At 62.3% G+C, this 18,287-nt stretch carries 15 protein-coding genes; 7 read left to right on the top strand and 8 right to left on the bottom strand.

The genetic code is table 11. The features are described 5' to 3' along the window. Positions 1-14: 14 nt before the first annotated feature. The 6 genes from BDOA9_RS31200 to BDOA9_RS31175 form a co-directional block, all read right to left on the bottom strand. Positions 15-1,253 carry an ABC transporter substrate-binding protein gene (locus BDOA9_RS31200; RefSeq protein WP_025037879.1) on the bottom strand — a complete coding sequence of 413 codons (1,239 nt, stop codon included), beginning with the start codon at positions 1,251-1,253 and terminating at the stop codon, positions 15-17. 34 nt (positions 1,254-1,287) lie between these two features. Next, positions 1,288-1,995 (bottom strand): ABC transporter ATP-binding protein, encoded by a 708-nt coding sequence (locus BDOA9_RS31195; RefSeq protein ID WP_025037878.1) that lies wholly within the window; start codon positions 1,993-1,995, stop codon positions 1,288-1,290. After that, positions 1,982-3,754 (bottom strand): branched-chain amino acid ABC transporter ATP-binding protein/permease, encoded by a 1,773-nt coding sequence (locus BDOA9_RS31190; protein ID WP_025037877.1) that lies wholly within the window; start codon positions 3,752-3,754, stop codon positions 1,982-1,984. Before BDOA9_RS31190 ends, BDOA9_RS31195 begins: the two co-directional genes overlap by 14 nt. Before the next feature lie 2 nt (positions 3,755-3,756). After that, complete coding sequence (locus tag BDOA9_RS31185; RefSeq protein WP_025037876.1) at positions 3,757-4,692, bottom strand: branched-chain amino acid ABC transporter permease; 936 nt, start codon at positions 4,690-4,692, stop codon at positions 3,757-3,759. A gap of 79 nt (positions 4,693-4,771) precedes the next feature. Further along, complete coding sequence (locus tag BDOA9_RS31180) at positions 4,772-6,166, bottom strand: MmgE/PrpD family protein (protein WP_025037875.1); 1,395 nt, start codon at positions 6,164-6,166, stop codon at positions 4,772-4,774. A 30-nt stretch (positions 6,167-6,196) separates the two neighbouring features. Next, complete coding sequence (locus BDOA9_RS31175; RefSeq protein ID WP_025037874.1) at positions 6,197-7,090, bottom strand: NAD(P)-dependent oxidoreductase; 894 nt, start codon at positions 7,088-7,090, stop codon at positions 6,197-6,199. 247 nt (positions 7,091-7,337) lie between these two features. Here BDOA9_RS31175 and BDOA9_RS31170 point away from each other — a divergent pair, with 247 nt between their 5' ends. Genes BDOA9_RS31170 through BDOA9_RS31160 form a run of 3 tightly spaced genes read left to right on the top strand, consistent with a single transcriptional unit; the run spans position 7,338 to position 9,978 of the window. After that, the gene (locus BDOA9_RS31170) at positions 7,338-8,690 is read left to right on the top strand and encodes an MmgE/PrpD family protein (RefSeq protein WP_244521548.1); all 1,353 of its coding nucleotides are present in this window, start codon (positions 7,338-7,340) and stop codon (positions 8,688-8,690) included. Between the two features lie 28 nt (positions 8,691-8,718). Beyond that, positions 8,719-9,105 carry a carboxymuconolactone decarboxylase family protein gene (locus BDOA9_RS31165; protein WP_025037872.1) on the top strand — a complete coding sequence of 129 codons (387 nt, stop codon included), beginning with the start codon at positions 8,719-8,721 and terminating at the stop codon, positions 9,103-9,105. 27 nt (positions 9,106-9,132) lie between these two features. Then, positions 9,133-9,978, top strand: a complete 846-nt coding sequence (locus tag BDOA9_RS31160; RefSeq protein ID WP_025037871.1) for an N-acyl homoserine lactonase family protein — start codon at positions 9,133-9,135, stop codon at positions 9,976-9,978. A gap of 190 nt (positions 9,979-10,168) precedes the next feature. Here the strand turns inward: BDOA9_RS31160 and BDOA9_RS31155 are convergent, their stop codons facing one another. Together BDOA9_RS31155 and BDOA9_RS31150 are read right to left on the bottom strand one after the other, a co-directional pair. Next, positions 10,169-11,476: a hemopexin repeat-containing protein gene (locus tag BDOA9_RS31155; protein WP_025037870.1), complete on the bottom strand. Its 1,308-nt coding sequence runs from the start codon at positions 11,474-11,476 to the stop codon at positions 10,169-10,171. 49 nt (positions 11,477-11,525) lie between these two features. Further along, positions 11,526-12,161 (bottom strand): response regulator, encoded by a 636-nt coding sequence (locus BDOA9_RS31150; protein WP_025037869.1) that lies wholly within the window; start codon positions 12,159-12,161, stop codon positions 11,526-11,528. Positions 12,162-12,883: 722 nt separating this feature from the next. Between BDOA9_RS31150 and BDOA9_RS31145 the strand changes: the two genes are divergently transcribed. The 4 genes from BDOA9_RS31145 (at position 12,884) to BDOA9_RS31135 (ending at position 18,207) form a co-directional block, all read left to right on the top strand. Then, entirely contained in the window at positions 12,884-14,902 is a 2,019-nt protein-coding gene (locus BDOA9_RS31145; RefSeq protein ID WP_025037868.1) for a PatA/PatG family cyanobactin maturation protease, read from the top strand. Between the two features lie 19 nt (positions 14,903-14,921). Further along, on the top strand, positions 14,922-15,152 hold the full coding sequence (locus BDOA9_RS36985) for a cyanobactin biosynthesis system PatB/AcyB/McaB family protein (protein ID WP_082847892.1): 231 nt from the start codon (positions 14,922-14,924) through the stop codon (positions 15,150-15,152). A 387-nt stretch (positions 15,153-15,539) separates the two neighbouring features. Continuing rightward, positions 15,540-17,900: a TOMM precursor leader peptide-binding protein gene (locus BDOA9_RS31140; RefSeq protein ID WP_210183845.1), complete on the top strand. Its 2,361-nt coding sequence runs from the start codon at positions 15,540-15,542 to the stop codon at positions 17,898-17,900. Between the two features lie 127 nt (positions 17,901-18,027). Then, positions 18,028-18,207: a DUF5837 family cyanobactin class RiPP gene (locus tag BDOA9_RS31135; RefSeq protein ID WP_025037866.1), complete on the top strand. Its 180-nt coding sequence runs from the start codon at positions 18,028-18,030 to the stop codon at positions 18,205-18,207. Positions 18,208-18,287 lie beyond the last annotated feature (80 nt).

Here is an 18,287-nt window from a genome sequence, read left to right as displayed (position 1 = left end):
AATCGCGCGAGGCTCTATGATGATTTCTTCGGCCAGAACGGCTGCGCCTGCGCGAGCTCGGGCGGATAAACGGTGACTGGCACGCCCGATTGCCATTGTACGATGACGACGCCGGCGCCGATCCTGCGGCCTTTCTCGTCGAATTTGAGCTGGCCGCCCGGATAATATCTCGCCGGGCCGGCATCCATGGTGCGGAAGGCCTGCGCGACCGCATTGCGATCGGGCTTGCCCGCCTTCTCCAGCGCTTCCTTCATCAGCCACATGTCGCCATAGGTCGAGATGACGTTCTGCGTCATCCAGGGCTCCTTGTATTTGGCCTTGAGCTCGGCAATCAGGGCCTCGTGCCCCTTCGATCCCCAATTGGCGACGATGGTCATGATACCCTGCACGGTCTCCGGGCTCACGCTCTGCAGCATGTCCGGCTCGGCGATGGTGATGCTGAAGGACACCGTCGGGATCTTGCCCTGGCCGAGGCCGAACTCGCTGATCTTCTCGAGGCCGAGCTTGGCGTCCGAGACCGCGTTCGGCATGAACAGCAGCAGGTCGGGCTTGGCCGAGCGAACCTTCTGGATCAGCGGCGTCGCATCCGAGAGCGGCGGGGTCCAGACCTCCTCGACGACGAGCTGAAGGCCTTCCTGCGCGAACAGCTTCTCCTTCAGGGCCTTTGCGGTAGCGACTGAGGTGGCGGTGTTGTCCATCAGCATCGCCACGGTCTTCGGCTTCTTGCCCGAGGCATTTTCCGCGAGCTTCATCAGAGTCGGCAAGCCGAGCTCGGACTGGCGGCTCGCGGTCGCGGCGGTCTGGAAGATGTACTTGAAGCCACGGTCGGTCAGAAGGTCCGAATAGGACAGCGTCAGCACCGGCAGTTCGGCACGCTCGGTCACTTCGGTGACCGCTAGCGTGAAGGACGACAGATAGGAGCCGGTGGCAGCGACGAGATCCGGCTCCTGCGCTACCATGCGCTGCGCCGCGTTCTTGGCCTTCTCGGTGGTATCGCCGCAATCTATCACGACGAGCTTCAGCTTGGCGCCGCCGAGCGCCTTGATGCCGCCTTGCGCGTTGATGTGCTCGATGCCCATCTCGGCGCCCATCTTCATCACCTGGCCGGGACGGGTATAGATGCCGGACAGCGGCACGATGAGCCCGACCTTGATCTCGCCAGGCGCCTGCGCGCGCGCCACGCCGGCAAGGCCGACGGCGGCGGCGCCGGACAGCACGGTTCGGCGCGAGAGTCCCTTCGATATCTTGTTCATTTTGTTTGCTCCCTGGTCTTTGCTTTTATGATTGTCACATGCCGAGGTAGGCCTTGCGCACGCGATCGTCGGCGCGCAACGTATCGTTATTGCCCTCGAGCACGACGTGCCCGGCTTCGAGGACGTAACCGTGATCGGCGGATTCCAATGCTTCCGCGACGCGCTGCTCGACCAGCAGCATGGTTAGTCCCGACTGGCGGCGGATCTCGATCAAGCGCTCGAAGATGAAGTCGGCGGTCGATGGGGCCAGCCCCATCGAGGGTTCGTCGAGCATCAACAGCTTCGGAGAGGAGGCGAGACCGCGGCCGATGGCGAGCATCTGCTGCTGGCCGCCTGACATCGTGCCCGCGAACTGGTCGCGGCGCTCCTTCAGCACCGGCAACCATTCGAAGATGCGCTCGATGTTGGTCTGCCAGTCGCGTCGACCACTCTCCGTCATCGCACCCATCTCGAGGTTCTCCATCACGGTCAGTGACGGGAAGACCTGGCGGCCCTCGGGGACGTGGGCGATGCCGAGATGGGCGCGCTGCGGTGGCGGCACTGCGAGGAGGTCGACGCCCTCGAAGGTGATCGCTCCGCCGCTCGGCTTGACGATGCCGGAGATGGTCTTGAACAGCGTGGTCTTGCCGGCGCCATTGGGCCCGACGATGGCGACGAACTCGCCGGCACCGACATTGATCGAGATGTCGTTCAGCACGGGTTTGGCCGAATAGCCCGCGCTCAATCCCTCAATTCGCAGCATGGCCCACCCATTTCTTGCCGAGATAGGCCTCGATCACGCGGTTGTCGCGCGTCACGACTTCCGGCAGGCCTTCGGTGATGACGGCGCCGTGGTCGAGCACGAGGAACCTGTCGACCAGCCGCACCATCGCCTGCATCGTGTGCTCGATGATCGCGATGGTCATGCCGTCGCGCGCGAGCTGCTGGATCACGGCGACGACCTCGTCCGCCTCGCCATGGCCGAGGCCAGCCAGTGTCTCGTCGAGCAGCAGGATGCGCGGCTGGCCGGCGATCGCGCGGGCAAGCTCCATCAGTCGCAATTCCTTGGTCGAGAGCTCGCCGGCGACACGCTCGGCGACGGCGGAAAGGCCGACGCGCGCGACGGCATCCGCGGCGAGCTTGCGCGCCTCCTCGCCGGATCGCGCGCGCACATAGGCGCCGACCACGACATTGTCGAGGATCGACATGCGCAGGAACGGCCGCATAACCTGGAAGGTGCGTCCCACGCCAGCCTCGCAGATCACGTGCGGCCGCTGCCCGGACATGTTGCGGCCGTCGATCAGCACCTCGCCCTGGCTCGGCTTCAGGAAGCCGTTGAGGAGGTTGAACAGCGTTGTCTTGCCGGCGCCGTTTGGCCCGATGATGCCGAGGATTTCGTTCTTGTGCAGCTTGAAGCTGACATCCTGCACGGCCTTGAGCCCGCCGAAGGACCGCGACAGGCTCTTCACTTCCAGCATGACTTCGCCCGTTACGGCACGCTGCCGCGGGGCGGGCTTCAGCGTGGTGACGTTGGCGGCCGAACTTTCGGGGGCGTCGGACGCAGCCGCCTTGGGCGCGATCCGCCTGCGCAGGAGATCGCGCAGCTTCCAGAACAGGCCTTCTGGCGCCAGCAGGATGACGCAGACGATGGCGAAGCCGAAGATCACGCCCTGGATGCCGGGGAAGCGTGCGCCGGCCTCGGCGTGCAGGATCTCGGCGAGCGGGATCAGGATCACAGAACCGATCACCGGACCCCAGACTGTGCCGACGCCGCCGAACATCGCGACCGTCAGCGCCTGCGCGGACACCAGCATGCCGAACACCGATTGCGGCGTCACGACCAGCAACACCTGCGCGTAGAAGCCGCCGATCGCCGCGGCAATGGCCCCGCTCAGCGTGATCGCGCGCAGCTTCCAGGCGAGCGTGTTGATCCCGGCTGCCTCGGCGGCCGCCTCGTTCTGCTTGATCGCGAGCAGTGCCATGCCGAAGCGGGAGCGCTCGATGAATTGCGTCAGCACGATGGTGGCAAGCAGGATTGCGAGCCCCAGCAGTGTGTAGATGTGCGGATCGGCGAATTGCATGTAGGCGATCGGCGCATCGCGCTTGATCGGAAGCGTCACCTCCTGGAAGCCGAGCCACTCGAACACGTAAAGAATGGCGAGTGGGTAGGCGAGCATCGCCAGGGCGAAATAGTGGCCCTGAAGGCGGAAGGTCGGAAATCCAATCAGCAGCCCGGCGGTGCCGCCGAGCACGGCGGCAATGGGGATCAGCAGCCAGGGTGAGATGTCGAAGTAGATCTGGCCAAGCGCGGTCGCATAGGCGCCTATGCCGAAGAACGCGGCGTGGCCGAACGAGATCAGTCCGGTGTAGCCGCTGAGCAGGTTCCAGGACAGTCCGAACACCGCCCACACCGGCACCAGCGTCAGGATGAGCTGGTAATAGGAATTGGTGACGCCGAGCGACAGCGCAGCATAGGCGATGGTAAAGAGCAGGGGAGGCAGAAAGGAGCGCATCCGGAGCATGATCACGTCCTCTCCACCATCCGTCCGAAGAAGCCTTGCGGGCGGAAGAAGATGATGAGGAGGAAGACGGCGAAGATCGCGGCGTTCTGCAGCTGTGTCGGCAGGATCAGCGTCGACATCTGCTGCACGAGCCCGATGGTCATGCCGCCCCAGAACGCGCCGATGATGCTGCCCATGCCGCCGAGCACGACGCCCGCATACATGACAATGACGTATTCGAGGCCGACGAACGGGTGGAACGGATAGTTCGTGGCGAGGAGACCGCCGGCGATCGCCGTGATGCCGCAGCCGAGCGCGAAGGCGGTGCGATGCGCGCGGTCGACGTCGATGCCCATATAGGTCGCGGCGGTCGGATTATCCGCGGCTGCGCGAAGCGACTTGCCGATCCGCGTTCGCGTGATCAGCAGCGAAAGCAGGATCATCATGATCAGCGAAACGATCATGTCGATGCTGCGTGCCTTGTTGAGGAAGATGCTGATGTCGAAGAAGGGGCCGAGCTCCCAGGCCGAGCTCGACAGCGGCGTGCGGATCGAGGCCAGCACCGAGCCGAACACGATGAGGCCGCCGTTCTGCAGGATCAGGGCGATACCCAGCGTGAGGATGAGCTGGGCGTAGTGGCCTTCGCCTTCGAGCGAGGCGGTGCGCGTCCCCGAGACGTGCGAGATCAGTGCCCGGTGGACGAAGTAGCCGAATACGGCGAGCACGGGGCCGGCCAGCAGGATGGAGACGAACGGTCCGACGGCATTGCCGAACAATGATTGAACGCCAGCGGCAGTGAACAGGTAGAAGGCGGTATACATGCCGAGCATCATGAAATCGCCATGGGCGAAGTTGATGACGCGCATGACGCCGAAGATCAGGCCGAGCCCGACGCACATCAGGCCGTAGACGGCGCCGATCAGAAGGCCCGCGGCGAGCGCTTGCAGAAATCCTTCCATCAGCTTCGCCTCCGCGCGGCTGCCGAACCTAAGCGGGCCTCGAAGTCGACCATGTTTCCCCCGTCTTCTTCGGCACTTCTTATGATGCCGATCGCAAAACCCGTTCCGCCGTGTCGACACGACACTGCGCTGCGACGTCGCCGGCATTGCCGAGCTGCTCGCAATCGTCGATGATTTGTTCGAGCCGGTGTGCGCGATCCGTACCGAGAATTCGGGCCGCAGCAGCGCGAAAGCGCACGCGAATTTCTGAAGGCGTTGCCGCGATGACGTCGGGCAGCGCATGCCGGATCGTCCGGCCGCTGCGCAGATGCACGGTCACGTCCGCGCCCTGCTTGCCGGGGAAGGCCGCGGTGAATGCGGGATCGGCCTTCAGATCTGTGATCGCGACGAGGCGATTGATCTCGGCATCGTCGAGCTCGGCGTAATTCTCTTCCTCGACCTCGCCCCGTGCCAGCGTCGCCGCGACGCTGAAGGGAATGCTCATCTTGGCCTGGAGCGCGTTGCGGTAGGGTCCCATGGAATCGCAGCCGGGATAGCGCACGGCTGCATCGGGCGCGCGAACGACGACGCGGTCGATCTCGTCGGTGCCGGCGAGCTCGTGAGCGACACGGAGCGCGGCTTGCGCGGCGGTCTGGGCGAAATTGCAGGCCGGGACCGGCTTGTTGTAGACGGCCATGATCTCGCACTCGCCATTCGGGAATAGCGCGATGCCGTCGGGTGCGGCCTGTCGGCGATAGGCGGCGAACAGGCCGGCCTCGCCTTCCAGGATCGTTTCGGAGCCGAAGGCGCCGGCCGCGGCCAGGCCGACCGCCTTGATCGCGTTGCTGGCGGCGAAACCCGGATGAAAATACATGTCGGAGCCGCCGGCATGCGGCCACTCATTGAGACCGCTGGACGTGTTGGCCGCGATCGCGATGGCGGTGGTCGCTGCGTCTTCGGACAGGTTGAGCGCGAAACTTCCGGCGAGCGCCGCGCCCAGTGGGGCCACGAGTCCGGTCGGACGATAGAGCCGGGCGAGATCGGAGGTCAGCAACGCGCGGCCGATCCGCGCGCCGGTCTCATAGCCGATGATCGCGGCTGCGAGCAGCCTTGAGCCGTGCAGCTGCGACTGTTCGGATAGCGCGAGCAATGTCGGCCAGATCACGACGCCGTGGTGCGCGATGCTGGCCGCATGCATGTCTTCCCGCACGAGGCCGTGTCCCATCACGGCATTGACGAAGGCGGCATCGGCCGGCGAGGAGAGGCGCGTCGTTCCGATGATGGTTGCGCTGCCGCCACCTTGTGCGATCGCGATTGCCTGACGGCTCCAGGGATGTTGGCCGGCCTCGAAGGCACAGGACAGGAAGTCGAGCAGGCAGAGCTTGGCCTTGGCGACGATCTCGGGCCCGAAATCGCCGAGATCAACGGCAAGTGCGCTCCGCGCCATCTGGCGCGCGAGCGATCCCTTGCCTGATCCGGTCGGGCCGTTCGTCATAGCAACTTGCTCTCCCAAAGGTTCTTGCGCTCAGCCGCGCATCTCGACCCCGGCCCACTCCTCGAGCACCTTGGCGATCGAAGTGAAATCGGATGAGGCGCCGTACTTTGCATTGGTGATCGCCAGCATCTGCCGCACCACCGCGCCGCAGACCATCGGCACGCCCATGGCTTCGGCCTCGTCCACGCAGAGACGGACGTCCTTGTAGGAAAGGCCGGTGGTGAAGCCGAAATCGAAGGTGCCTGGCAGCACCGAGCGGGGAAATTTGTCTTCGGAGGCGCTGTTGCGACCGCTGCTGGCGTTGATGATGTCGATCAACACCTTGGCGTTGACGCCGCCCTTGACGCCCATGGCCACCGCTTCCGACGTGATCACCAGCGCCGCCGCCGCCATCAGATTGTTCGCGAGCTTCGCGGTCTGTGCCACGCCGGGCTTGTCTCCGGTGTAGAACAGCTTGCCGAAATTCTTCAGGATCGGCTGCACGGCCTCGTAAGTCGCCTGCGGGCACGACACCATCACGGCCAGAGTGCCGTTGACGGCGCCTTTGATGCCGCCGCTGACGGGGGCATCGACCAGCGTCATGCCCTTGGCTTTGAGGCCTTCAGCGACGAATTTCGCCGCGCCGGGACCCGAGGTCGAGAGATCGATCACGATCTTCGCACGGGTGCCGCTGCTGATGCCGTCCTGCCCGAGCATCACCGCCTTCACGACATCAGGTGTCGGCAGGCTGGCGAGCACGATGTCGGCACGGGAGGCGACGTCCGCCGGTGACTTGCCGGCGAGGGCGCCGCGCTTGACCAGCGGTTGCGTGGCGTCGGTCTGCGTGTCGTAAACGACGAGCGAATAGCCCGCGTCCATCAACCGCCCCGCCATGGGGCTGCCCATGCGGCCCGTTCCGATCACGCCGAGCGTCTCTCCCGCCATCGTTCACTCCCTGTCGCGCGATCCCACTCGGGGTGCGCCGTCTTGATCTTGTCGTTGTCAGTTCACCGGCCGGCCTGGACGACCGCCGTCATTGCGGCGGCGGGATCCCGTGCCAGCGCCCGGATTGTTATGATTGTCTGACAAGCTGTCAAGCATAACATTTGGGGTCGACAGTTTGCCGCGGATCGGCATAAGGTCCGAAAAAACGAGGAAGACGTCCCACGTGCCGCAAGATCCCATTCCAAGCGTGAGCCGGACGCTCGCCGATTTTGTCGCGGCGGCGTCGTGGACGGGCGTGGAGGCGCAGAGCCTCGAGGCCCGGCGATCGATCCTCAATTTCTTCGCAACCGCGCTCGGATCCGCACGCGATCCGGTGGTAATGGCTGCGATGCGCACGCTGTCGCCGTTCAGCGGTGTCGCGACCGCGACGGTCATCGGTCATTCCGAGTCGATGGACGCGATGTGCGCATCGTTTCTCAATGCCGTTTCGGCCAATCTGCTCGATTTCGACGACACCCATCCCGAGACGATCATTCATCCGGCTGCACCGGTGGCCGCTCCCGTCCTGGCGCTCGCCGAGACGCGGAAGTCGTCAGGGCGCGAGGTGCTGACAGCGTTCATCCTCGGCGTGGATGTCGAGTGTCGCATCGGCAATGCGGTTTCGCCCGGGCATTACGCGCGCGGTTGGCACATTACCTCGACCTGCGGAATCTTTGGCGCGGCGGCGGCGTGCGCGAAGCTGCTCGGCCTGCCGGCGGAGGGGATCGCGAATGCGATCGGACTGGCGGCAAGCCAGTCCGCCGGCAATGTCGAGAACCTGCCGAGTGCCGCCAAGAATGTCAGCGTCGGCAACGCAGCGCGCAACGGGCTGCTTGCCGCCCTGCTTGCGCAGCAAGGCTATGAGGCCGCACCGCGCGCCATTGAAGGTCCGCTCGGCTGGGCGCGCACCATGGGCGACGAGCCGGACATCGGTCGCATGCTCGACGGCCTCGGCAAGACCTGGGAAATCGCGAAAAACACCTACAAGCCTTACCCCGCCGGCATCGTCTTTCATGCGGTCATCGATGCCTGCCTGCTGTTGCGGAAGCGGATTGGCCGGCAGGTCGACCAGATCGATTCCGTGACGGTGCAGGGCTCCGCGCTGCTGCTTGCGCGCGGCGATCGCCCGGTCAACAACGAGCGCGACGCGCGAGTCAGCATCCATCATTGCGTGGCGTGCGGCTTGCTGCTCGGCGCCGCCGGCGTCGCCGAATTCCAGCGCGAGACCATCGTCCGGCCGGATACCGCCCAGCTGCGGCAGAAGGTGAGGGCGGAGCGCGACGACGAGATGCCCGATGGCGCGGCGCGCGTGATCCTGCGCCTGATGTCCGGCGATGTGCTCACGGAGACCGTGATCTCGCCGCGCGGCAGCCAGGCGGCTCCGCTTTCGAACAACGACCTCGAGGCCAAGCTGCGCGAAAGCGTGCGGACCGGCCAGAGCAATTGGGACGCGGACCGCGTCATCAACGCGGTCTGGCAGCTCGATGCGGCGGCTGACGTCGCCGAACTGCTGCGATCGCTGCGACCGCCATCCCCGGCCGGCCAAACGATTTCGGACTAGAATTTCTCAAGACCTGAAAGGGACGACCATGAGCAAGACCGAACTGTTCGAGAAGGGCCTCAAGGTTCGCAAGGAGGTGCTCGGGGAGGACTACGTCAACAAGTCGATCGCCGGCGCCGACGAGTTCACGCGCACCATGGCGGAGTGGTCCACCGAATTCTGCTGGGGCGCACTGTGGACGCGGCCCGGCGTCGACCGGCGCACGCGCTCGATCGTCAATCTGGCGATGCTCGGCGCGCTGAACCGGCCGCACGAGTTGAAGCTGCACGTCAAAGGCGCGCTGAAGAACGGGCTGACCAAGGAGGAGATCAAGGAGATCCTGCTCCAGGTCGCCGTCTATTGCGGCGTGCCAGCCGGTATCGACGCCTTCCGCAACGCGCGCGAGGCCTTCAAGGAAGTCGACGCGGAGTCCTGACCGCGTCCCATTTGGCTGGTGGAAGTGATGAGCGAGCCGGAATACGAGCTCTTTGCCATCCGCTACGCGACGCGGGATGCGCGGCGGAGCGAGCACTTCATCGGCGGCGACCCGCACGACGGGCCGATGCCGATGGACTATTTCATGTGGGTGGCGAGGGGAGGCGGGCGCGTCTTCGTCATTGACACCGGCTTCAATGCCGCGATCGCGAAGCAGCGCAAGCGGACGTTCCTGCGCTGCCCGGTTGAAACGCTCCGCGCCTTCGACATCGACGCAGCCGAAGTCAGGGATGTGATCCTCACGCATCTGCACTACGACCACGCCGGCAATTTCGACCGGTTTCCGAACGCGCGTTTTCATCTGCAGGAGCGCGAACTCGCGTATGCCACCGGACGCTACATGCAATATCCGAGGCTGTCGCATTCCTTCGAGGTCGAGGATGTCTGCGGGATCGTGCGCCTCAACTATGCGCGCCGCGTCCTGTTCTACGAGGGCGATGCCGAGATTGCGCCCGGGCTGACGGTCCATGCGGCCGGCGGGCATTCGGCCGGTCTTCAGTTCGTCCGCGTGGGGACCCGGCGGGGCTTCGTCGTGCTCGCCTCCGACGTCAGTCACTTCTACGAGAACATGGCCAGCGAGCGCCCGTACACGACCGCCTTTCATGTCGGCGACATGCTGGCCGGTTTCGACAAGCTGCGGGCAGCCGCGCCGGATGCGGATCACATCGTACCCGGTCATGATCCGCTCGTCATGAAGCTCTATCCGGCACCGAGCCCGGACCTCAGCGGTGTCGCGGTCCGCCTCGACGTCGCACCGTCCGAAACCGCCCCTCAGGACATCCCGAACGGCGCAGAAGGCTGCGAGTCCCAATAGCCATTCTTGAAAAGCAGGTGCTTTAATGGCGAGTTCGGGCGTCGCCGCCGCGACCTCACGGGCATCGCAAACCAGCTGCGCGATGAGCGACACCTCGCTGATGCGCTTGTCACTCTCGTGACCTGCGGCGGAACGCCCTCGATCTATGCGGGCGACGAGCAGGAGATCAGGAATGGCGCTGCGATTTGTATCAAGCTGTGGGCGCCCGCGTCGGCCCCAACTGCATATGGATATGGTTCTGGTGGCTCGGGCGTAACGGTGGAACGTCGACGTCGACGTAATCCGGGTGAATGACAAACCCTCCCGGGTCACCGACATTCTTGACCGGCCATTTGTTGGCAGCGCCGATGCCGTTGCATTCGCACTCGAACGTGCCGAACCGGAATGCAGTGAGAAACAGTTGGTGCGCAAGCGGGTCAGTTGCCGGATTAAGCCGGAGGGCGGAGCCGGTGGACGGCAGGTTGCCCCAGTTGGTGAGAATCCTCTTGTTGAACGGTGTCCCGAGGCTTGTGCCGACGAGGCCTGAAAAGTCGAGCGCCCGTCCCTGATTGTGACAGTCGTTGGCTGGTCCGATGCCGTGGCCGATGCCCAAGTGCTTGATCATGTCGATGGTGGGCTCGGAAGCGTTGACCCAGCGGGCAAAGCGGTAGAGTGCGACAACCATTCTCTGGTCGACATTGTCGATCACAGGCGCGGGGCCAGCATCATCTTGATAGGTAATTCCGTCAATGATCGGCGGCCTGATCACGACATGGGTCGACGGTGAAGGCGAAGTAATTGCGGTCCATGGTCCGCTATAAGGGGTCTGTGTCGCGCTAAGCGCCAGCTTGCCATGGTCAATCAGATATCCCATTGCCTCATTGGCTTGGGCCAGCGTGAGGTCGCGCGCGGCCGTAACCATTCCCGAAGGAACGGGGTCAAGCGTCAGAGCCGACAGGGGCTTGTCGGAGTCGGCCGTGTCAGCATAGACATCATATCTGACGTATCGCTCTTCCTTGAAGAAGTACGCAAAACGGCCTCCTTGATAGAGAACATCGTCTATGCCGTCGCTCCAGATCCCTGGCCAGTTGCCGGCAATTGGGCGCGGATAGCCGGCGTCGACACGTTCCATCGTGATATCGTAGCGAAAGTACGACGGGCCCTTGAAGGCATAGAGCTTGCCATTGCCCCAGTTCATGATGGCATCGAGGTTGATGGGCAGGCCGCCCCAGTTTGGCACTATCTTGGGACGTGGGTTTGGCGGGAGATACTCCGGGTCGACTTTGCCGGAGGGAACGTCGAAGCGCAGGTACTCGTCACCGTAGAAAAAGTAGATCTTGCCGGCCCCCCAAAGCACAGCGGCGTCGGGCGCGTTGCTCGGGAGACCCGGCCAGTTCGCGGCGATATCGAGGTTGGCATCCTCGCTCAGACCGCTTCTGAAATTATGCCGCGAATAATGGGTGTTTGCGAACAGGTAGGCCTTCCCATTGGGATAGGCCAGCGCGCATCTTACGGGCATTGCTGCACCTCCAGCCTGCGAGTCGCAAGCGGTTTCCGTTGGTGGTTTCCTACGGCAAGATCAACCTGCATCGAATGGCATATCGGACGAGTTCGGCCGTGGAGTGCACGCTGAGTTTTCGCATCGACGAGGAGCGATGCGTCTCCACGGTCTTGACGCTAATGTCGAGCAGACGAGCGATATGTTTGTTGCTCTTGCCCTCCGCGATGAGGCGGACGACGTCGCATTCCCGGATCGTCAGCGCGGTCGGATGACTGTCGAATTGGGGCTCGACGGCATTGAACGCATTCGCGATGTGGTCGGCGCGGCTCGAAAAGAACGCGCCGCCTCGGGCCAGCGTCCGGATCGCCTCCACAATCCGGTCGCCGGCTTCGGACTTGAAGACGTAGCCGCGGGCGCCCGCCTCAAGCGCGTCGAAGATTTTGTCCGTCGAGTCGCGCATCGCGAAAATCATGATTTCGGTTCGCCTCGTTTCCTTGCGGATCTGGCGTGTGACTTCAATGCCATCCATGATAGGCAATGCAATATCCAGGATTGCGACGTCCGGCTGATGCTGGAGCGCTAGCTCAACTGCATCGGGGCCGTTGCTCGTTTCCGCGCAAACTTCGAAGTTCTCACGTGCTTCAATAAGGGCACGCAGATCGCGACGCACGACAATCTGCCCGTGGGCCAGGAGGACGCGCATGCACATTGAGGCAAACTCGACAATCGAAAATGCTCGCAAATACTAACTTGCTTCGAAATAGATATTCAACCAGTACTAGATGTGGCAGTTGGGTCTCAGGCATTCACCCGATATGAGTCCTCCGTGTGATGGCCTAAGCTCAAAGTGGATAACGTTCGCGCACTTGCGTTCAAGTCATAAGTTCGTGCAGCAGCGATGTGACAATTTGGCTGTCAGCGTTCGCACAGGAGCGAAATGCCTGTTTTGCCGATCTGTCGCAATAGGTTGATGCGAGAATCCGGCTCGCCTTGGATAGTATACGCCAACTGAGGAGTATGCAACCCAAGGGCGCATAAGAGTAATGGTAGAGCAAGTCACGCTGGTAGAGTAATTCACAAGGAGCAGAACTATGCGGCACTGTCGCTCGGCGAGATCTCCTCTTCCGGTGCAATCAACTCCCGTTGATCGTAACCCTCTGACGAAATGCACGGACTCTGTTTCGACCGGTTGCGTGCGTCCGTCGGGATTTTCTGCGGAAGGCACGTTATGTATTCCATTTACGGATATTTGCGTCAGCGTTGAGGTCGAAGTCTGATCGGCCGGTTCCGCAATCGGGTGCACCAACAGTTGCCATAGCTAACGTATTTGATTTGCGGCGAGGGCGGTTTTCGTCCGGTTTGGCCGAATAGCGATGTTCGGCTCGAAATTGAGCAAACTTCAGAGAGCATCGAGGCCTGCCTGCAATGCAGCCGCGAACAAGTCCGCTTTTGCCGAACTGGGGGCATGCGAGCGTCCGGGTTGCTGTCCTGGACGGCCATGCAGACCTCAGTCATCCATGCTTTCGTGGTTCTAACGTCTCGTTGTTGAGTTCGCTTGTGGCAAGCGACGTATCGGAGGCGAGTGAAAGCGCCGCGCATGGCACTCACGTCGCCAGTGTTCTGTTCGGCCAGCACGACAGCGAAGTACAGGGGATGGTTCCGAATTGCTCCGGATTGATCATTCCGATCTATTCGAACCGATCGCTCAACGCTTCACAACTTGATCTGGCCCGAGCCATCGAGATGGCAGCCGATCATGGCGCGCACGTCATCAATGTTAGTGGCGGCCAGTTGACCGATTTCGGCGAAGCCGACGTTTGGCTCCACAACGCCGTCCGTCTTTGCTGCGAGCGCAACATCCTGGTCGTGGCCGCAGCGGGCAATGACGGATGCGAATGCCTGCATGTACCGGCTGCCCTTCCGAACGTCCTCGCCGTCGGCGCCCTGGATCGACAGGGCAGGCCAATGAACTTCAGCAATTGGGGAGATCGTTACCGGACGAGCGGGGTGATGGCACCAGGAGAGCAGATACTGGGCGCCAAGCCCGGCGGAGGTACGACCCGCGCAAACGGCACAAGCTTCGCGACCCCACTGGTTTCAGGTGCAGCCGCATTTCTGTTGGGTCTTCAGGCAAGCCGAGGAGAAAAGCCGGATCCGCTCGGAATCCGACAGCTGCTGCTGGACACCGCGCTTCCATGCGACGGACTCAGCTCAGAAGATCCAAACCGGTGTTTGGCCGGGAGGCTGAATTTGCCGGGCGCTTTCGATGCGTTAACAGGGAGCAACCAGATGACCCATGCAGCAACGACCAGAGAGAATGCGATAGCGCCTCAATGTGCGTGTGAGGAAATCGAGAAAGTTGAACCGGAAGCTGGAGGGGCCGGGAAAACCGAACCACAGCACGCCGAGAAGACATTCGGAACGAGTCCGTCTTCCGTCGACGCCAGGCAAGTGTCGGCTAAGTCGACAACGCCGACGGGTGGGGCAACGATTATTGCAGGCCGCGCGCGGAGCAGCCGCATGAATGCCATTGTCCCGAGCCAATCGCCCGACGAAGTCGCCGCGGCTGAGGGCATCGTGTACGCGATTGGGGTGCTCGGATTTGATTTCGGGACGGAGGCCCGGCGCGACAGCTTCAAGCAGGCGATGCCAGCGATCGACAGGGAAACCGGGCGTCCGTCTGAGGATCCCGTCCCCGACCCGCTTCGTACATTCCCGGCCAATCCGTACGACGCCCGCCAGATGGTCGACTATCTGACTGCGAATCCGTGGGAAGCCCGCTCCCTGATTTGGACCCTCAACATCGACATGACGCCGGTCTATGTCGTGGAACCCGCAGGCCCCTATGGTGCCGACGTATACGACGAGCTCCGTAAACTGCTCTCCGGCGAAATCCGGGCAGAGACGGCAGAGGAATACATCGAGCGCGTCAGCGTGCCGGGGCTGTTGACCGGGCGCACCGTTCGGCTCTTCTCAGGCCAAGTGGTCCCCGTCATCGAACCCCAGAACAAGCGCGGCCTGTTCGGCTGGCACACAAATGCCTTGGTTGAACTCGCATTGAGAAAGGGCAGCATCCCCGAGGACTCCGATCGGGCCGAAGCGATCCGCAGGGCTCTCAGCGGCTTTCTCAACCGCATCTACTACGACCTGCGAAATCTCGGAAAGACATCGCAGGAACGAGCACTCAATTTCGGCGCGACAAACGCCTTCCAGGCAATGCAGGTGTTCACAGACCCGATCACGGAAGGAAAGCAGCTCGATGAGATTTCGGTAGACAAGAGTCCGTTCTGCCGAATGGACAGCGATTGCTGGGACGTGAAGCTGAAGTTCTTCGATCCTGAGGACAATCGGAAAGCGAAGCTTAACTTCCGATACACGATCGACGTTAGTGACTTGATACCGGTCGCCATGGGCGACGTGAAGTTCTGGACGTCGGCTTTCTAACTGCTGGAGGAAACACGACATGGCCCTTCCAACACTGACCAAGCCAGTAATGCGTTCGGCAAGGCCGCTGACCCCTCCGGACCTCGTCGATCCGTCGTCGTGCGTGAACCTCACGGAAGGAGAGGCCGTGCACATCGGATCGGTCTGGGTCGATCTGGTGTTTGGCGCCAACTACAACGACCCGGCGTCATTCCGATATCGCGGTTACAGGCAGGTCACGTCGTCTGCGTCGAGCAGGCGGCGATTCTGACGCTGTCCTGGCGCGGCTCTTGCGGGCTGATGGCAGCCGGCGGAATCGTAGTGAAGATCCCTCAGCAACGAAAACGTTGGAGAGCGTTCGATGAGCAAGAAGCCAAACACGCCTCGCACCAAATCCCGTCGAGAGACGGGCGAGTCCGATCAACGATCCGAACCGGAGGTTGCTTCAGTTCTTCGATCTAACGCGACGTACTACTTGCGTCCCCTCACTTCTGCGCCCGCGTCGGAAATGCGGGCCACTCGTGCTGCGGCAGCTCCTTTTCGCAGGGGCAGAATATGGGCCTGAGGGCAGGTCGTGGGGTCGTGCCAAATGGTGCGCGTTGGGTCGATAGATCCGAAAGCAAGCCCTTCTCGGTTCGTTGATTTTGCGGAAGACAACATGCCTGGATTGATGCACACCGTCTCGGTTGGTTCGCAAAAGCAAGGCGGAGCGCCTTCCAAGCCCTGCATCAAAGCGAATCTCCGGGTTGAAATCGTTCAGCCGATGCACGTGTATCTGCTGGGGGAGCATGAGTCCCATGTCTTGACCGGCAGGCTCTATTGCGCCGTTGTGCCATTTCTCGACGGTCGACACTCGGTTGCTGAGATTCACAGCCTGTTGTCTGAGACCGTATCCCCCGATCATATTGATCATGTGCTCGAGCGGCTCGGGCGGCTTGATTATCTCCGTGATGCCGTCGATGGCATGCCGGCGGGGCCGGCGGCATTCTGGAGCGAGCTAGGTCTTGAACCCGGTTCAGTGGGACTTTGCCTTCAACGAACCGCAATTACGGTGAGCTCGATTGGCGAGGCCGAAGGCGGGCCGCTGGCTGATATGCTTTCCGACGTCGGTCTTACGGTCGAGTGCAGAGCGTATCCGAGATCGATTGGTGCAACACCCGATGGGCTCCACTTGCAGGTCGTTGTAACTGACGATTATCTGCGGCCCGAACTCGCCGACTTCAACGACGTAGCGGTCAGGACCGGCCGTCCCTGGATGATCGTCAAGCCTGTTGGCAGTGTGGTCTGGCTGGGTCCGATTTTCGTGCCGGGCGAGACCGGTTGCTGGCAGTGTCTCGCGCATCGTCTCAACGGCAATGTTGAGATCAAGAGTTCAATTCTCAGACAACGCAAAATGCCGGCTGGATCGACGGCCTGCTTGCCCACGTCGCGGTCTGCGTTACCGTCGACGGTGGGGCTGGCGCTCAATTGGGCAACCAGTGAAATTGCAAAATGGACCGCGGTGCGGTCTACAGGGCGCCCTGAAGCCCCGACGAGCCGGACCGGTACTCTGGTTGGCAAGATCCTGAGCCTTGACCATGTCACTCAGGAGTACCTGGCGCACAACCTTCCCCGTCGTCCTCAGTGTCCTTGTTGCGGCGATCCCACGCTGCTCAGTCAACGCGGATTTCATCCCATCGACTTGAAACCGTCGCCCAAGCGCTACGTCGACGATAGCGGGCACAGGTCGATGACACCCGAGCAGACACTCGAGCGGTACAGGCATCTCATCAGTCCGATTTCTGGTGTGGTAACCGAACTTGCGAGGATTTCCGATCCCGACAATGCCCTGGTTCACACCTACAAGGCGAGCCACAGTATGGGCAGCGTCGGATCGTTGCGTGGCCTTCGGCAGATCCTGCGCCATAAGAGTTCCGGCAAGGGAAAAACGGATGCTCAATCCCGCGCAAGCGGGCTCTGCGAGGCGATCGAGCGGTACTCCTTCATCTATCAAGGAGACGAGCCGCGCAAACTTGCTACGCTCGCCGAACTGGGTGAATCGGCGATTCATCCGGAACGCTGCCTTCATTTCAGTGAACTCCAGTATGCGAGCCGGGACGAGCTGAATACCGAGTCGATCGGCCATGACTGGATCCCGATGCGTTTCGATTCCACCCGCGCGATCGAGTGGACGCCGCTGTGGTCGCTTACGGATCAGTGCCACAAGTTACTGCCGACGGCCTATTGCTACCTTTGGTACCGGTTGCCCGCGGACCACGATTTCTGTCGCGCCGATTCGAACGGCAACGCGGCAGGAAACACGCTGGAGGAGGCGATACTCCAGGGCCTTCTCGAAGTCGTCGAACGCGACAGCGTTTCGATGTGGTGGTACAACGCTGTCCAACGCCCCGTCGTCGACTTGACCAGCTTTGGCGATGAGTACTTCGACAATCTGCGGCGTTACTATCGCGACATCGGCCGCGAACTCTGGGTGCTGGATTTAACCGCCGATCTCGGCATTCCCGTGATGGCGGCGGTATCGCGCAAAACCGGTACAGGCGCGGAACGGTTGATCATCGGTTACGGTGCCCATCTCGACGCCCGTATCGCGATCACCCGCGCGCTCACGGAGATGAGCCAGGTCGGTCTCGAGCTGGACAAGGTACCGGACGAGAAGCTCGATCCGGAGAGCGCTGCGTGGCTGCTCGGCGCGTCCCTGCAGAACAAGCCCTATCTGGTCCCGGCTTCTGCTTTGCGTACCAGAAAATCGCGCGACTTCGCAGGCAGCTGGACCGGCGACATACGCGACGAGCTATTGGACGCGGTCGGCGTCATGCGGAAACGCGGCCTCGAAGTCCTGGTGCTCGACCTTACGCGTCCGGACATCGGCTTGAGCGTCGTGAAAGTCGTAGTTCCAGGGATGCGCTTCTTTTGGCAACGGTTCGCGCCGGGCCGTCTCTATGACGTTCCAGTGCAACTGGGATGGCTGAACGCACCGACACCTGAATCCGAACTGAACCGAACGCAAATGCCGTTCTGACTTTTCGCCGAAGCGTTCCGGGCAGGTAGGGGTGCTTCGGCGGCCAGGGCTTCTTCCTTAGGGAGGAGGGGTTAAGCGACCCACCCAAAATGGTCGAGCAAGCGTCGTATATTCAAGGAGAATGATTATGAAGCCCAACATGAAGCTCATTCCGCAGCAATCTGCGCCGGTTCGTCGTGTCAAGGTCGGCGAAAAGTCCGATCTGCTCGCTGAACTGTCGGAGGAGACGCTGTCCGGCGTCGTCGCCTCGGCAACGGTCGAATGCATCCGAATCTGCTTCTGCGCAGCCTCGGGCGACGACAAGTAAGTCGACGATCGCAGATCTTCGGTCTGCAATAGTTGACGAACACAAGGCTGGGGGCGTTCTGCTGAGCTTCGGCGAGCGTC

The sequence above is a fragment of the Bradyrhizobium sp. DOA9 genome, assembly GCF_000617845.2.
Taxonomy (GTDB): Bacteria; Pseudomonadota; Alphaproteobacteria; order Rhizobiales; family Xanthobacteraceae; genus Bradyrhizobium.
Note: the sequence above shows the minus strand (reverse complement) of the source record. Positions and strands in the feature narration are given on the sequence as shown.

What these genes read in the sequence shown, in the direction of transcription:
- BDOA9_RS31200 (WP_025037879.1), bottom strand. Translation starts at nt 1,253, where the DNA reads ATGAACAAGATATCGAAGGGACTCTCGCGCCGAACCGTGCTGTCCGGC.
- BDOA9_RS31195 (WP_025037878.1), bottom strand. Translation starts at nt 1,995, where the DNA reads ATGCTGCGAATTGAGGGATTGAGCGCGGGCTATTCGGCCAAACCCGTG.
- BDOA9_RS31190 (WP_025037877.1), bottom strand. Translation starts at nt 3,754, where the DNA reads ATGCTCCGGATGCGCTCCTTTCTGCCTCCCCTGCTCTTTACCATCGCC.
- BDOA9_RS31185 (WP_025037876.1), bottom strand. Translation starts at nt 4,692, where the DNA reads ATGGAAGGATTTCTGCAAGCGCTCGCCGCGGGCCTTCTGATCGGCGCC.
- BDOA9_RS31180 (WP_025037875.1), bottom strand. Translation starts at nt 6,166, where the DNA reads ATGACGAACGGCCCGACCGGATCAGGCAAGGGATCGCTCGCGCGCCAG.
- BDOA9_RS31175 (WP_025037874.1), bottom strand. Translation starts at nt 7,090, where the DNA reads ATGGCGGGAGAGACGCTCGGCGTGATCGGAACGGGCCGCATGGGCAGC.
- BDOA9_RS31165 (WP_025037872.1), top strand. Translation starts at nt 8,719, where the DNA reads ATGAGCAAGACCGAACTGTTCGAGAAGGGCCTCAAGGTTCGCAAGGAG.
- BDOA9_RS31160 (WP_025037871.1), top strand. Translation starts at nt 9,133, where the DNA reads ATGAGCGAGCCGGAATACGAGCTCTTTGCCATCCGCTACGCGACGCGG.
- BDOA9_RS31155 (WP_025037870.1), bottom strand. Translation starts at nt 11,476, where the DNA reads ATGCCCGTAAGATGCGCGCTGGCCTATCCCAATGGGAAGGCCTACCTG.
- BDOA9_RS31150 (WP_025037869.1), bottom strand. Translation starts at nt 12,161, where the DNA reads ATGCGCGTCCTCCTGGCCCACGGGCAGATTGTCGTGCGTCGCGATCTG.
- BDOA9_RS31145 (WP_025037868.1), top strand. Translation starts at nt 12,884, where the DNA reads ATGCAGCCGCGAACAAGTCCGCTTTTGCCGAACTGGGGGCATGCGAGC.
- BDOA9_RS36985 (WP_082847892.1), top strand. Translation starts at nt 14,922, where the DNA reads ATGGCCCTTCCAACACTGACCAAGCCAGTAATGCGTTCGGCAAGGCCG.
- BDOA9_RS31140 (WP_210183845.1), top strand. Translation starts at nt 15,540, where the DNA reads ATGCCTGGATTGATGCACACCGTCTCGGTTGGTTCGCAAAAGCAAGGC.
- BDOA9_RS31135 (WP_025037866.1), top strand. Translation starts at nt 18,028, where the DNA reads ATGAAGCCCAACATGAAGCTCATTCCGCAGCAATCTGCGCCGGTTCGT.